This window comes from Caulobacter sp. P1_D6 (assembly GCF_056406095.1).
On record NZ_JBFUAW010000068.1, the window covers coordinates 1 to 13,791 of the forward strand.

The 13,791-nt window shown below is 70.2% G+C and carries 14 protein-coding genes; 2 read left to right on the forward strand and 12 right to left on the reverse strand.

What is annotated here, in order from left to right; translation table 11 throughout:
• On the reverse strand, positions 1-638 hold a 638-nt coding region (locus tag AC1DYP_RS24290), incomplete at its 3' end, for an MlaC/ttg2D family ABC transporter substrate-binding protein (RefSeq protein ID WP_477048497.1).
• Complete coding sequence (locus AC1DYP_RS24295) at positions 635-1,387, reverse strand: MlaA family lipoprotein (protein ID WP_477048498.1); 753 nt, start codon at positions 1,385-1,387, stop codon at positions 635-637. The genes AC1DYP_RS24290 and AC1DYP_RS24295, both read right to left, overlap by 4 nt.
• A 449-nt stretch (positions 1,388-1,836) precedes the next feature.
• Between AC1DYP_RS24295 and AC1DYP_RS24300 the strand changes: the two genes are divergently transcribed.
• Complete coding sequence (locus AC1DYP_RS24300; RefSeq protein WP_477048499.1) at positions 1,837-2,523, forward strand: transglutaminase-like cysteine peptidase; 687 nt, start codon at positions 1,837-1,839, stop codon at positions 2,521-2,523.
• Positions 2,524-2,624: 101 nt separating this feature from the next.
• Positions 2,625-3,317 carry a hypothetical protein gene (locus AC1DYP_RS24305; RefSeq protein WP_477048500.1) on the forward strand — a complete coding sequence of 231 codons (693 nt, stop codon included), beginning with the start codon at positions 2,625-2,627 and terminating at the stop codon, positions 3,315-3,317.
• Positions 3,318-3,327: 10 nt separating this feature from the next.
• On the opposite strand, the gene AC1DYP_RS24310 is transcribed toward AC1DYP_RS24305, so the two are convergent.
• The 10 genes from AC1DYP_RS24310 to AC1DYP_RS24355 form a co-directional block, all read right to left on the reverse strand.
• On the reverse strand, positions 3,328-3,930 hold the full coding sequence (locus AC1DYP_RS24310; protein WP_477035287.1) for a hypothetical protein: 603 nt from the start codon (positions 3,928-3,930) through the stop codon (positions 3,328-3,330).
• A gap of 127 nt (positions 3,931-4,057) precedes the next feature.
• Entirely contained in the window at positions 4,058-5,122 is a 1,065-nt protein-coding gene (locus AC1DYP_RS24315; RefSeq protein WP_477048501.1) for a PASTA domain-containing protein, read from the reverse strand.
• Between the two features lie 59 nt (positions 5,123-5,181).
• Positions 5,182-6,561, reverse strand: a complete 1,380-nt coding sequence (locus AC1DYP_RS24320; RefSeq protein ID WP_477048502.1) for a PASTA domain-containing protein — start codon at positions 6,559-6,561, stop codon at positions 5,182-5,184.
• A 24-nt stretch (positions 6,562-6,585) separates the two neighbouring features.
• Entirely contained in the window at positions 6,586-7,128 is a 543-nt protein-coding gene (locus AC1DYP_RS24325) for a hypothetical protein (protein ID WP_477035284.1), read from the reverse strand.
• A complete protein-coding gene (locus AC1DYP_RS24330) occupies positions 7,128-9,662 on the reverse strand; it encodes a baseplate J/gp47 family protein (RefSeq protein WP_477048503.1) in 2,535 nt (844 codons plus the stop codon). Before AC1DYP_RS24330 ends, AC1DYP_RS24325 begins: the two co-directional genes overlap by 1 nt.
• Positions 9,662-10,099: a GPW/gp25 family protein gene (locus AC1DYP_RS24335; protein WP_477035282.1), complete on the reverse strand. Its 438-nt coding sequence runs from the start codon at positions 10,097-10,099 to the stop codon at positions 9,662-9,664. The genes AC1DYP_RS24330 and AC1DYP_RS24335 overlap by 1 nt, the downstream gene beginning before the upstream one ends.
• Positions 10,100-10,101: 2 nt before the next feature.
• On the reverse strand, positions 10,102-10,446 hold the full coding sequence (locus AC1DYP_RS24340; RefSeq protein WP_029916329.1) for a hypothetical protein: 345 nt from the start codon (positions 10,444-10,446) through the stop codon (positions 10,102-10,104).
• A 2-nt stretch (positions 10,447-10,448) separates the two neighbouring features.
• The gene (locus AC1DYP_RS24345; protein ID WP_477048504.1) at positions 10,449-11,963 is read right to left on the reverse strand and encodes a phage baseplate assembly protein V; all 1,515 of its coding nucleotides are present in this window, start codon (positions 11,961-11,963) and stop codon (positions 10,449-10,451) included.
• Positions 11,960-12,736, reverse strand: coding sequence for a CIS tube protein (locus AC1DYP_RS24350; RefSeq protein WP_477048505.1), 777 nt, complete (start codon positions 12,734-12,736; stop codon positions 11,960-11,962). The genes AC1DYP_RS24345 and AC1DYP_RS24350 overlap by 4 nt, the downstream gene beginning before the upstream one ends.
• Positions 12,724-13,791 (reverse strand): hypothetical protein (locus AC1DYP_RS24355; RefSeq protein WP_477048506.1); only part of this gene is annotated, 1,068 nt, incomplete at its 5' end. The genes AC1DYP_RS24350 and AC1DYP_RS24355, both read right to left, overlap by 13 nt.

Here is a 13,791-nt window from a genome sequence, read left to right on the forward strand (position 1 = left end):
GCGTCCCGCTGCAATTGGCTGATCAGCACGTCGATATTGCCGCCGGCGTTGTCGATGGTCGAAACGAAGTCCTGCTGCTGGGTGATCGCCAGCCACACGCCCTTGAACTGGACGTCGACCACCTTCCACGCGGTCCCGCCGCCCATCACCCGCCACGACACCTGCACCGGCTGGCCCAACTGGCCGCCCGCGATCGTGGTGTTGACGATCACGTCGCCCGGCTTGCGGACGGTCGAGCCCGTCACCTTCAGGACCTCGCCGTGATAGTCGCTGATGCGGTTCTGGTAGACGCTTTCGGCGTAGACGCGGAACGCCGCCGCGAACCGTTGGCGCTGATCCGGCGTGATGGTGCGGGCGTACTTGCCCAGCACGAAATTGGTGATCCGCGGCACGTCGGCCAGTTCGTCGATGCCCTGGTGGAAGGTCGCCTTCTTCTGGGCGACGCTCTGGTTCTTGTCGGCAAGGACCGAGATCACCCTCTGGGCGCGGGTCTGCACGAACTGCTCGGCCTGCGGCTCGCGCGGACCCTGGGCCAGGGCCGGGGCGGCTTGCGCCAGAACGCCGAGGCCCACCAGGGCGACCAGGGCGAAGCGGCGGGTGGGATGGGCGTCGGTCATGGGCGTTTCCGGGGAAATCATTGTGGTTCAGTGGGCGCGGGCGTGGAGGAAGCCGGGTCCGTCGCAACCGTGGGAATTTCGGATGGCGGCGCGGCGGCGGGATCGGTCGACGGCGCGACCTCGTCGAAGTCGGGAAGCTCCTGCACCGCGCCCGTCGCCTCGCGGATCAGGGCCTCGCGGTGCTGGCCGTAGGCCGAGCGGGCGGTGGCGTAGGGATCGACCGCCTGGTCCAGCGCCCGGAACGCCAGGTCGGCGTTGGCGCGGGTGTCGATCGTCTGGGTGACCAGGCGCGTGATGCCGAAGGGGCTGGTCCAGCCCTGGCCGGCCAGGCCGATCGGATCGGTGAAGAAGTCGAACACCCGGCCGACCCCGTCGCGGAAGTTCAGCGGGCCCAGGACCGGCACGTAGAGATAGGGACCCGGCTTGACGCCATAGCGGCCGAACGTCTGGCCGAAGTCGGCGTCGTGGGACCGGATGCCCATGCCGGCGGCGACATCGAACAGTCCCAGCACGCCGACGGTGGAATTGATCGCGAAACGCGCCGTGGTCCTGCCGGCCCGCTTGGGCTTGCCCTGCAGGACGTCGTTCACGAACGTGCTGGGTTCGCCCAGATTGTAGACGAAGGCGCTGACCCGGTGGCGGACCGGCGTCGGCGCCACGGCCATGTAGCCGTGGGTGACGGGTCGGAATACGGCTCGGTCCAGGCCCATGCTGAAGGCGTAGCTGCCCCGATTGAAGCCCTCGAGCGGATCGTAGGCGGTCTGCGCCAAATCGGAGGCCGCATCAGGCGCCGCGACCAGCGGAATTGGTGTTTCGAGGTCGCTCCGGGCGTACGCGGACGACCCGATCGCCGAGAATCCCCCGGCGACGAGCAACGCCAAAACCGTCGTCGCGGTGGATAAAGTCACGCTTAAGCCCTGCTTTTTCTTCGGAATCTTCATGGCCGACGCGCCGATCATTCCAGCCTCTTGCCGGATGCCGGCAGGAGGCATGTAGGCGCCAGTCAAAGCTAGGCAAGGGTTGGAGGGCCACTGAACGTCATCCGTCCACGGAAGCCGGGCGGGTGTTGCATTCGCCAAGCTTCGAGATGCCCGTTCATCGGGCGCCGCCCGGCGGTCAGGTCTTTTCCCGGAGACGACCGCTGGAACGCCCGATTGTCCAAGGCTCGTCGAGGGCGGCTAGCTGATCGCAACGGGCGCCGTCAGGAGGCTTCTTGTCGATGAAACTCACCGGGCTCGCGATGGCGATCGGCTTGGCGCTGATCGCCCAGATTTCCCCCGCCCTGGCGGCGTCGAACCTGATTTTCACCAAGACCGACTATCCGGACTTCATCCTGAGGCGCGCCCAGCCGTTGCGTCAGTCCGAAATCCTGACGGCCGAGCTGCTCGCGCGCAGCGACATCCCACAGGTGAAGGCCTATCGCGACTTCCTCGACAAGAAGGCGCGCCGGCTGTCACGGGCGGATCAACTGGCGGCGGTCAACGCCTACGTGAACGACCACGTCAAGCAGACCGAGGATTTCGAGCTCTATCTTCGCGACGACATCTGGGCCACGCCGGTCAACACCCTGGTCATCGGCGGCGACTGCGAGGACATCGCCCTGACCAAGCGCTGGGGCCTGACCCGCCTCGGCTTTTCCGAAACCGACGTCTATCTGATCGTCGGGGTGACGCTGACGACCACCCCGCCCAGCGGCCACGCCGTTCTCGGCGTCAGGCTCGCCGAAGGCGATGTCCGGGTTCTCGACAGCCTGCAGAACAAGCTCATGAGCCCCCAGGAAGCGCCTTTCGAACCGGCGTACGGCCTGAACACCTTCGGTTTCTGGCGCGTCGACACGCCGGGTCACTCGGGCGGCGACTACAACCAGCGGGCGCTGGAGCGCGCCTTGGTCCGCCAACGGCGCTGAAACGCGGCGCCGCCCAGACACAACCATAAAGACGCACGATGTTTACCTTGTCGCGATAGTGGAGATTGGGCACACTTCGCGTCTCAACACGGGGCTCACCCATGGACCGTTTGCGTGCGCCGTTCTTCTGGCTGGCCGGCTTCGTCCTGCTGGTGGCCCTGCTGGTGGAATGCGCTTCGGCCTTCGTTATCAACGCCGTGCACCAGGTGGGCTTCGAGGCCTCGACGCCGGGCCTGGGCATTCGCTACCTGCCGGTGCTGGACGGCCTGCTGCTCTACACCGTCCTGTTGATGGGCCTGGGCATCCTGCTGTCGCGCAGCGTGATCGGGCGCATACAGGGGATCGTCACCCTGGTGATCGCCTTCTTCGGCCTGCTGGGCGCGATCGTCATGGCCCTGGCGGCCCTGGGCCTGCTGATCCTGATGATCACCCTGCTGGTGGCCGTGCCGTTCGGCACGATCGCCTATTTCGTCGCGTTCGCCGATTTTCCGACGGGCGCCGCCACGGCGACCCTGGGCCTGGTCCTGATCCTCAAGATCGCCTTCGCCATCCTGCTGATCCTCGCCCACGAGCGGTTCCTGCAGAACAAGGGCATCGTCATCCTGACCGCGGTCTCGATCGGCTTGACCCTGCTGCAGGCGTTCTTGATCGACTTCCCGCCCGGTTTCCTGGCCGCCATCACCGACGCCGTCGGCGCGCTGATCATCGCCATTGTCGGGGCCGTCTGGCTGCTGGTCCTGCTGATCGGATCGCTGCTGGCGATGATTTCGGCGCTCCGGACGGTGCGGGTCTAGGCCGCGCCGATCAGCGGACCGAAACCTCGACGGCTTCCTCCCGCATCGGCTTGACCACGATCGCGCCGCCGTCGCGATAGATGACGGCCGAGACGTCGTCGTCCTTCTCACGGCAAACGAACGTGCCGTCGCCGGCCGCCCGCGCATTGCGCCAGGGTTCCTTGCAGTCCTCAACGTCGTCCTCGTTCAGGACGGTCTTCTCGTGGCACAGGCACACAGGCTGGGGACAGGTCTCCCCCTCCCTGCCCTCGTCATTGCTCTCCTCGCAGCTGTAGGTCACGACGGCCCCCAGCCCCGTGATCAGCCGCAGACGGGCGATGCGCATGTTCTTGTCGGCCGGCGGGATCGGCAGGGCGCCGGTTTGCTCGGTGACCGTGACGGCCTTCTTGAACAGCTTCGGCGCGAACGGACGCGTCAGCTTGCCCATGACCTCGGCCATCGGCGGAGGGTCCCAGTTCGCCAGCGCGTCCTCGTCGATCTTGCCGTCGCTGCCGGTGGGCGGCCCGTGGGCCGAGGGGGGCGCGGGCGGGGTGGTGGCGCGATAGACCGCCACGCCGATCGCCACGACGAAGCCGATGACGATCAGGATCAGGATGATGATGACGACCTTCATCGACGCTGCTCAGCCACGGCCGCCGATCCCGGCGATCCGGGGACGGCGTCGAGAGCGAAAATCCGACCCATCGCGTTTGCACTCCTTGCGGGACCCGCCGACCGGCGAGCCCCCGGGGGTTTGACGTCTAGCCCGCTGGCGAGATGATCTTCGTCCTTGGGATGATCCTCGCCGGCCGGCAGGCGCGATAGCGCGACGGACCCGCCGCGTTCTCCTGGGCCACGACGGTGCGCCGTTCGCCGCTCACGCAGACGTGGTCGTTGGCGAAGCCGTCGCGCCAGACGTAGCCCATCAGGCAGGTGTCCGGGCCGTAGGGGCCGCCGTTCGGATTGCGGCGGGCCGACGCCTGGGCGTTCTCCAGACGGGCCAGGTACCGGGATTCCGGCGTGACGCAGACCCGATCGTCGGGACCGGCGGCGCGCCAGACGAAGCCCTCGATGCAGGCGCCGACCACCGGATCGCAACCCGCCTCGGCCGGTTCCTCTATCGGCGGCTCCTCCTTGGGCTCCTCGGGCAAGACCACCGGCATGGGCGCGGCGACCGTGAGGACGATGGTCTCGGTCTTCTTGGCCTTGGCCCCGGCCAGCGGCCTCTGGTCCAGAACCGTCTCCGGCGGCTTCTCGCCGGTTTCCTTGTCGATCCGCTTGTTGGACTTGTAGCCGGCCTTTTCGAGCGCCTTGGCGGCCTCGGCATAGGGCTGGCCCACAACGTCGGGGACCTTGGAGCCACCGCCGATCACGACAACCGCGATGATCACCCCGATGACCAGCACCAGCACACCGGCGGCCACCGCCAAGATCCACCAGGGGAACGGCTTCTTGACCGGCGGCGTCACGGCGCCGGCGGCGGGGATGGTGACCGTCGCCGCCGCGCTGTCGGTGCTGTCGTTGTCGGGATCGTTGAGATTGATCGCCCGCAGCTTGATCCGGTGCTGGCCCGGCGGCGTCGCGGCCGGGATCTTGGCGACAACGGTCACGGTCTGGTTTTCACCCGCCGCGACCGGCCGTTCCGGCTCCCCTTGGACCTGATACCATTCGGGCTTGCCGCCACCCTGGACCTGAACGCTGAACCGCGCGGTCAGGCCCTCCCCCGTCTTGTTGGTGACGCCGAAGACGGCGTTTCCGGTATGGAACGCGCCCTCCTTCTTCAGAGCGATGGTGGTTGGGCCGTCCGGAATCTCGAAGCTGGGCATGTCTGGTCCTTGCGTTGGACAAGGCGTCGCGAGCCCCGCGCTCGCGACGCGGTGCGCCGTTACTTGGGCAGGGTTCTCAGGGTCGTCGTCGGCGCGACCGTCTTCACCGTTCGCATCTGGTTGCTGTAGAGCAGGACGTTCCTGTCTACGATCGCCCGACACAGCGCGACGTTCGCCGTCGCGCTGGCGATCGTGATGTTCACCCTCGTGCCCAGGGCGACCTTGGTCTTGGGCTCAATGCCTTGGGCGACGATCATGTTGGGCGTCCCGCTGCAGCTGGAACCGATGGAGCCAACGTCCACCCCGGCGTTCTTCAGCGCCTGGATGCCCGCGATCCCGCCGACCTGCGGGCTGAGCAGGTTGGGCACGACCACGCCGGGATCGACGGTCAGCGTCACGACGCTGCCTTTGGGAGCCTTGGTGTCGCCGACCGGATTCTGGACCAAGACGGCGTCCGGCTGCTGGCCGGAGGCCTTGCCGACCGTCGAGGCGACCTTGAACCCGCGATCCTCAAGAAGCGCCTGCGCGGCCACCAGCGGCTTGCCCGCGACGGCCGGCACGGACACGGTCTCGCCGACGGCCACGGTCAGCTTGACCTCGGCCGCCTTCGGATCGGCCTGCGCGTCGGCCGCCGGCTCTTGCTTGAACACCAGGCCGAGGGGCTGGTCGCTGGAGACCTCCTCGATCGCCGGCCCAACCTTGAAGCCGCTCTTTTCCAGCGTGGCGGCGGCCGTCGGATAGTCCTGTCCGATCACGCTCGGCACCGCGACCGTCGGCATGCCGGCGACCGTCAGCTGGACCACGATCCCCTCGGGCTTGACCTTCTTGCCGCCTTCGGGGTCCTGCTTGAACACCTTGCCCAAAGGCTTGTCGGGGGCCGGCTCCTTGACCTCCGGCCCGGCCTCGTAGCCCGCCTTCTTCAGCGCGGCGACGGCGGCCGGGTAGTCCAGCCCGATGACCTTCGGAACCTTCGGACCACCGCCCATCACGACGACGGCGATGATCACGCCGATCACCAGCACCAGCACGCCGCCGGCGACCGCGATGATCCACCAGGGGAACGGCTTCTTCTTGACCGGCGGCTTGACGATGGCGGGGATCTTGACCGTCGACACGGCGCTTTCGGTGCTGTCGTTGTCGGGATCATTGACGTTGGTCGCTCGCAGCTTGATGCGATGCTCCCCCGCTGGCGCGTTGGCGGGGATCTTCGCCACCACGGTGACCGTCTGGGTCTCGCCGGACGCGACGGGCCGCTCGGGTTCGCCCTGGATCGAATACCATTCGGCCTTGCCGTTGCCCTGGACCTGCACGCTGAACCGAGCGGTCAACCCCTCCCCGGTCTTGTTGGTGACGCCGAATACGGCGTTCCCCTTGTGGAATCCGGCCTCCGTCTTCAGGGCAACGGTCGTGGGGCCGTCCGGAATCTCGAAACTCGGCATGGGCGTTCGTCCTCGTGCTCGCGATCAGGCTGCGGAAAATTCGATTTCGTAGGTCGTGTAGGCGGGACGCTCTTCGTCGACGATGCGACGCACTAAGTCGGCCAGGGGCTGCGCGGCCGCCGGGGCGACGACGCGCAGGTGGAAGCTTCGGGCGACGCCCTTGGGCCCCGGCGGGTTCTCCTCGACCGTGTAGCCGGACACGCCGGTCGCCACGGTCAGGATGCGTTCGAGGGTTCGGCGGGTGCCGCGCCAGCGCGCCAGCTCCGCCGCCTCCAGGCACAGCAACCGCAGACGGCCCAGCCCCGCGGCGTAGCGCGGCGCGCCCTCGCCCGGACGCCCGCCGGTCCAGTCCAGATAGCGGTCCAGGTCCAGCCAGCGCGCCAGCATCAGGGCGAAGTTCGGCGGCGCGCGCACCGGATCGATGTGGGAGTCCAGCGTCGCCAGGGCCCTCTCGGCCGGCGCCTGCAGCATCTCCATCACCTCCAGCGTCGCGGCCAGCGGCTTCTTCGGCACGATGGCCGACTGGTAGGTTTCCGGCAGCAGGCGGGCGATGCGGGCCTGATCCATCATCCGCCGCCCGTGTCGTCGTCGATCACCACCGAAAGGTGATGCTGATCGGCGCAATAGAGCCAGTTGGGCGGCAGCGGGATGCGGTCGGTGAAGACCGTGGCCGAGGCCGTGGCGAAATGCTGGGCTCCGTCGAGGCTGCGGTAAACGCCCACGGGACCGCCGGCGAACACCAGCGGCTGCCCGCCGGGCACGGGCGCGGCGGCCACGCAGGACACCACGTGCAGCAGCCGCTCGGTGTCGCGGACCCGCAGGCCGGCGTCGAGCGGCGTGGCTCGCCAGGCCGGCGCGGCGACGGTGGTGTCCAGCGCCAGCACGCCGCTGCGGTTCGATCCCGCGAACACCCACTGGTCGGCGAAGGCCAGGCCCTCGCAGGACCCGCCCTGCCAGCCGACATTGAACGGCTTGAAACCCTCGGGATCGTCGGCCCCGCCCGAACGCAGCTCCACCCGGAAGGCCCCGGAGCCTTGCTGGCCGGCCTCGGCCGCGGCCGCCGCCCACAGGAAGTCCCGGGCGTTGAAGCGTTGCACCGTGAGGCTGCGGATGTCCTGGCCCGACAGGCCGATCGGATGGAAGCTGTCGGACACTCCGCCCAGGGCCGACAGGTAGACCCCGCCCTTGACCCGCGCGGCCACCGCCACCTGGACCACGCCGGCCGACGACACCGACGTAGCCACGGTGTAGAAGCCCTTGGTGTCGCGGGCCTTGTCGACCACCACCGGAGACGGCCCCGCGTCGCCGAACGGCTTGAGCTGGCGAAGGCCTTCCCCCGTGGCGATCAGCAACATCGGCGAGCCTTCCCGGTCGATCCAGGCGGCGTCGGAGACCTCGCTGTTGAACACGGCCGCCTCGGTCTTCCAGGTCTCGCCGCAGTCGCGCGACACGTGGATGGCGCCGCCCGCCTTGCGGACCACGCCCAGCGCCATCAGGCCCGGCCGGTCGGCGTGGCGGCGCACGAACAGCGGGCGATCGCCGTCGGCCTTGAACACCACCGCCCAGGTGTTGCCGTCGTCCAGGCTGCGGTGCAGGCCCTGGTTTGTGGCGGCGAACCAGGTGCGCGCCTGGTGCGGGTCGCCCAGCAGGTCCGACACGTCGCGGTCCGGCGCCTCGCCGATGGTCAGGCGAAGCTGGTCGGCATAGCGCACGCTGGGGTCGGCCAGCATGGCCTCATAGACGTCGGACGCGCGCAGGACCTGGCCGAACGGCTCATCGCGCAGGGGCGAGAACAGCTTGTTGAGCCGGGTGCGAAGCCGGGCCTCGACCGCCGGCGCGTCCTCCTCGCGGCTGACCACCACGCGGGCCGCCACCGACACCGGGCGCACCTTGGCCCAATCGACCGAGGTCTGGACCCCGAGCGGCCGGCGCTGATCGACGGCGCTCTGGACGCGGGTCCTGACCGCCTCGGTGCGCTGTTCGATCACCGCCTGGGCCGTGACCGCGCCGTCGGGCAGCTTGCTGAGATCGACGTCCGGCACCAGCAGGATCTCGACCACCCCTGGCGCCGCGTGGGCCCAGACCTGGGACTGGGCGTAGGCCTTGGCCCGCGCCACCGCGCGGTCCGCGATCGCCAGCCGCTCGAAATCCCGCGCCGTGACCGCGCAGCGCATCGAGGTCAGCTCCAGCGGGCCGCGACGCATCGCGGCCTGGATGCTCTCGGCCTCGGCCCCGCCGGCGGCGCGGACGAGGTTGGTCACCGCCAGGTCGGGGATCGGCGTCTTGAAGACGGTCAGGGCGCCGATCGCCACATTGCCGGCCCGGCCGCCGCCGCCGCGATACCAGGCCCGGATGTCTCGCCCCAGGGCCGGAACCGCCGACAGCGCCGTCGATCCCTCGCCGGCCACGGCGGGGGCGAACTGGATGCGACCCATGGCGCGGTCGACGCGATAGACGCAGTCGGTCGGGGCGGCGTCGGCGAAGCTGACCACCTCGCGCCAGATCCGATAGCTCTTCTCGCCCAGGGTGCGCGACACCGCGCCGTCGGCCAGTTCGGCGCTGTCGGCCTCGACGCCGACGATCAGGTCCAGGCCGTCGCCGGACGGGGCGATGATCGGCGGACGCTTCACCTGCACGCTCTGGCCGGGGGCGCCCGTCCCGGTTCCGATCGCCTCGGCTTCGGTGATGTCGCAATGAAGCGCCGGCGCCTCGACGCTCTTCTGGTCGGCCGCCAGGATCGCCGCCTGGGTGACCACGAAGGTCACCGAGCCGTCGCTGGTGGCGATGCGCGTCCCGGCGGGGATGGTGATCCGCGCATTGCCGGCGGTGCGGGTGAAGGTCAGGGTCACCGCAGCCGCGGCGGGCGGATGGACCTGGGCGCCGACCAGGTTCAGCAGGCTGACATACAGCTTCTCCGGCACGCGATTGAGCCGGTACAGCATGGTGTCGGTCAGATAGGCGAAGGTCTCCAGCAGGGTGATGCCCGGGTCGCTGGGATTGCGGTCGGTCCATTCCGGGCACGAGCGGTCGATGACCTTGACGGCGTCGGCCATCAGTTCGGCGAAGGTGCGATCGTCCAGCTTGGGCGTGGGCAACGGCATCAGGCGGCCTCCCCACGCAGGTCGAGGCCGAATTGCAGCTGGCCCGGCTGGTTGCTGCTGCGCACCCTGTAGTCCAGCGAAACGACCAACTGACTGGGCGCGGCGGGATCGACGCCGGCGTCCAGCCGCACGATCTCGATCCTCGGCTCCCAGCGCTTGAGCGACTGGCGCACGTAGTGGATGGCTAGGCCCGCGGTCGTGGCGTCGTTGGGCGCGAACATCAGCCGGTGCAGCGGGCAGCCATAGCCGGGCCGCATGACCCGCTCGCCCGGGATGGTGGTCAGCAGCAGGATGATCGCCTGGCGCACGGCGTCGGCGCCGCTGACGTCGGCCAGCCGGCCCGCCGGAGACAGGATCAGCCCCGCCGGCCGGCGCAGCTCGGACGTCGCCCCGCCCAGCTCCGCGCCTTCGAACCGGATGCCCCGAACGCTCTTCATGCTCAACTCCCGGCCGCCACGAGGCGTTGGCCGGGATCGACCACGCGATAATTGACCGTGCCCGGCGGCGACCCGTCGGTAAGCCCCGTGACCGTGTCCAAGCACACCGCCCGGCCGCCGATGGTCACGAAGGTCGAGTAGCCCTGCTTGACGGCCAGGGTCGTCAGGCAGGGTCGCAGGCCGATGACCGGATTGGCGTTCGGACAGGCCGAGATCGGCCGCGACTGCGGATTGGGGTTCACCAGCGCCAGGCGGCTCTTGATGCGCACCAGGGTCTGGGTCGGGGCGATGCCCACCCGGCCGCCGTGATCGCAGACCAGCGTCGCGTCCTGGGTCAACCACAGCATGCTCAACCCTCCTCGAACGCGACGGCGGCGGCGCGGATGGTCAACCGACGGCCGGGGGCCTCGATGATCAGGTCGCCGCTGGCCCGCAGGCGCGAGCCGTTGGGGCCGAACTCGAACAGTCCGCCCGCGCGGGTCTCCAGCCGCGCCAGGGCGTCGACGCTGTCCAGGGTCAGCACCTGTCCGCCCGGCGTGCGCACGGTGAAGGCCCGGGCCCCCGCCGTCCCCGCCCCGCGAGGCCCCGGCGCGGCGCGCTCGCCGTAGAGGCCGCCCAGGACCACGCCGCGCGCCGGGTCGCCATCTGGAAACAGCACCAGCACGTCGTCGTTTGGCTCCGGCAGGATGGCCACGCCCTTCTCGGCGCCGGCGCCCAGCAGCAGCACCGACATCCAGCCGGTCTCGACGTCGCCCAGAACCGGCAGGCGGGCCCGCACCCGCGCCAGGCCGTCGGGATCGTCGGCGTCGGTCACCTTGCCCAGAGTGAAAGCCGGAACGCGGGGACGGTCGGGCCGGGTCGGCGGCTCGGTCGAGATCTCGACCACATAGCCGCGCGCCTCCTCGAACCGGTGCAAAGCGCGGGTCACCACGCAGCGGCCGTCGACCAGGTCGCCGACGCCTTCCAGGTTGACCGGCCGGCCGGGACGCAGGCGGGTGTCGCCCTCGACCACCGCCTCCAGCAGGACGGCGCGCGCCACGGCCCGGTCGAGATCGGCCTGGGCCAGGCTCTCGGCCTCGGCGGCGTCCGCCGCCAGGCGGTTGAACAGAGTCCGCCCGCCCAGGTCCGGAAAGGCCGTCAGCCCGCCGTCGCGAAACTCTTCGGCGTCCTGCCTGGCCAGGCCGGCGCGGGCGTTGGTCGAGACGGCGCGGGAGGGGTCCCAGGACTGGGCGCCGGTCCACGGCCGCAGCGAGTCCGCGCCCGTCGTGGCGCTGGCCTGGATGATCTCGCGCCGCATGCGCAACGGGATCGGCTCGCCCTCGCCCGCCAAGCTGATCAACCGCAGCTCGCCGGCTTCCACCACCAGATAGAGCCCGGCGTCGCGCGCCAGGTCGACCACCAGGTCGAAGTCGTTCTGGTCGTGCTGGATGATCAGGGCGCGGGTCGGCGGTTGGGCGGCGCAGCTGAAGGTCAGGCCCAGATCGCCGGCCATCTGGCCCGCGAGGTCGGCGACCGTCATGTCGGTCAGGGCCCGGGCCCGCTGGCGCAGCCTGGCCCTGTGCAGCTTGTCCAGGGCCCGCAGCCGCACGACCCGGCCCTGGGCGGCGTCCTGCTGATATTCGACGGCGGTGATCTCGCCGTCGAACAGGTCGCCGGAGCCGTCGACCGAGAAGGCCAGGCTCGCGCCGAGGCGCAGGCTGGTCAGGGTGTCGTTCGGCGCGTCGGCGAACACCAGCTCGGCCATGGCCGGAGCGTTCAGCGCCTGGCGCACGAAGGCCGACACCGCGTAGCGCCCCAAGCCGGGGTCCAGCGGCGCGCCGTCCAGACGGGCCCGAAGGGGGCGATTGGCGAAGATCGAGGTCACGCCCGCACCTCCAGCAGGATCGCCAGCGACGGAAGGACGATGGTCGTGCCCTCCGGAACGTTGAGGGGATCGTCCACGCCGTTGTAGGCCGCGACGTCGGCCCACAGGGTCGGGTCGCCGTAGCCGTCGTCGGCGATCTGGTCGAAGCGCTTCAGCGGCAGGCCGTCGGTGTCGACCGGCATCTCGACGGCCGGGAACTGATCGATCGATCCGCCGTCCAGATCCGAGGGCGGTTCGAACTGCGGCGTCACGGGCCGGCTGGGGGCGGGACGCGGCTCGGAATCCTCGACGCGGCGCAGGCGCAGGCTGAGCCACGACCGGCGGGGCGCCCCGTCGGCGTTGAACCGCTCCAGGCGCTCGGACACGTGCAGCACGACGCCGGGAATGTTCCAGGACTTGCCCCAGATGAACCGCACCGTGGGTGGAGCCGCGAAGCCGTCGGCCGCGACGGCGTTCTCGGTCAGGTCCCAGATCGGACGGGTCAGGGCGCGGACGTCGTCGTCCGCGGCGGGACCCTGGCCGTCTTCCGGCGCCTTCGACGGACGACCTTCGCGAGCGACCTCGACGTCGAACAGCAGGTTCAGGTCGTATTCTGTGACCCCGCCGCCGGTGGCGATCAGCGGATCCTCGGAACGGGCCACGCCGGTCAGGAAGCCGCCGCCGGCCAGCCGCGTCCGCACGCCGGCGCTGCGCCGCGCTTCGAGGTTTTCCGGATTGAGCAGGCACGAGATCCGCTCGCCCGACCGTTCCAGCAGGAAGGCTACACGCTCCATCGGCCCTCCTCCTGTTCACGGGCCAGCTGATCCCAGCGCGGCGGCGACGCTTCGACGCCGTTCGGGGACGCGAAGGTCGTCGGCGGCAGCGTCGGCCAGCGGTCGTCCGGCGGCGAAGCCGCGAAGCCGCGCGAGAGCTCCCGCGACGGCGAGGCGGGGCGCCTGGAGAAGCTCGACCGTTTGCCCTGACGTTGGGTCTCGTCGTCCGGCAAGGGCGTCTTCGATGCTCCGCGAACGATCCGGCGCGCGGCGCGAGGGGACGCCTCGGCCTTGGCTCGGCTCGGCGGCGCGCCTTCGAGGTGCGAAAAGGCCGGCGCGGGGCGGGCCGACGGGACCGTCCGCGACGGCGAGAACGAGGACGCGGACCGTGCCGGGACGGTCTCCGGCGAGGGGCGATCGATCGGCGGCGAAGCCCTCGTCCCGGTCGGTTCGAAGACCGGGAAATGATCGGCGCGAGCGCGCGGCCTGGCGACGAGCGCGGCGAGTTTGTGAAACAGGGAGCGCCGACGGGGCGGCGTCTGGTCCTGCCGGGTCCGATCTGGCGCGGCGGGGGGACGGTCCGTCGCGGAGGCCTGGAAGGCGGCTTGGGGAACCGGCATGCCGGCGACCGCGATCGCTTCCACCGCATCCACCCTTCCGATTTTCGTGGGTCGTCCCGGATCGGCCGAAAGCTCTAGCGATCGCTCGACACGCCTGGATCTCGCGAAGAACCAGGATCTCTGGCGACGGACGACAGGCGCGTCGATCCGATCCGCAGGCGCCTCCTCCGGCGTATCTTTCTGGCGCGCTTGCGTGAAGGCGTGGTCGATCGGAGCTGTCGGCCGCGGAACGTCGGTCCAGGCCTTGGCCGCATCGGACGTCGCCGCCCGGGCTTGCGGCGGCTCGGACCAGATCGGCTCGCGCGGAGGGTTCGCGGGCGCCTCGGCCTCGGCCGCCGGCGTCGCGGTCTCCGGCGCGTTGGGAACCGCTTGAGACGACGAGCCGACGAAGGTCAACGGCGAGCGTGGCCGACGCGGCGCGGAACCGGGCCCCGTCGCCGCCGGACGCTCCGGCGG

Bases quoted from the DNA above. Each gene is read 5' to 3' on its own strand.
- AC1DYP_RS24335 (WP_477035282.1), bottom strand. From the start codon at position 10,099: ATGAAGAGCGTTCGGGGCATCCGGTTCGAAGGCGCGGAGCTGGGCGGG.
- AC1DYP_RS24330 (WP_477048503.1), bottom strand. From the start codon at position 9,662: ATGCCGTTGCCCACGCCCAAGCTGGACGATCGCACCTTCGCCGAACTG.
- AC1DYP_RS24305 (WP_477048500.1), top strand. From the start codon at position 2,625: ATGGACCGTTTGCGTGCGCCGTTCTTCTGGCTGGCCGGCTTCGTCCTG.
- AC1DYP_RS24300 (WP_477048499.1), top strand. From the start codon at position 1,837: ATGAAACTCACCGGGCTCGCGATGGCGATCGGCTTGGCGCTGATCGCC.
- AC1DYP_RS24340 (WP_029916329.1), bottom strand. From the start codon at position 10,446: ATGCTGTGGTTGACCCAGGACGCGACGCTGGTCTGCGATCACGGCGGC.
- AC1DYP_RS24315 (WP_477048501.1), bottom strand. From the start codon at position 5,122: ATGCCCAGCTTCGAGATTCCGGACGGCCCAACCACCATCGCTCTGAAG.
- AC1DYP_RS24320 (WP_477048502.1), bottom strand. From the start codon at position 6,561: ATGCCGAGTTTCGAGATTCCGGACGGCCCCACGACCGTTGCCCTGAAG.
- AC1DYP_RS24310 (WP_477035287.1), bottom strand. From the start codon at position 3,930: ATGAAGGTCGTCATCATCATCCTGATCCTGATCGTCATCGGCTTCGTC.
- AC1DYP_RS24325 (WP_477035284.1), bottom strand. From the start codon at position 7,128: ATGGATCAGGCCCGCATCGCCCGCCTGCTGCCGGAAACCTACCAGTCG.
- AC1DYP_RS24350 (WP_477048505.1), bottom strand. From the start codon at position 12,736: ATGGAGCGTGTAGCCTTCCTGCTGGAACGGTCGGGCGAGCGGATCTCG.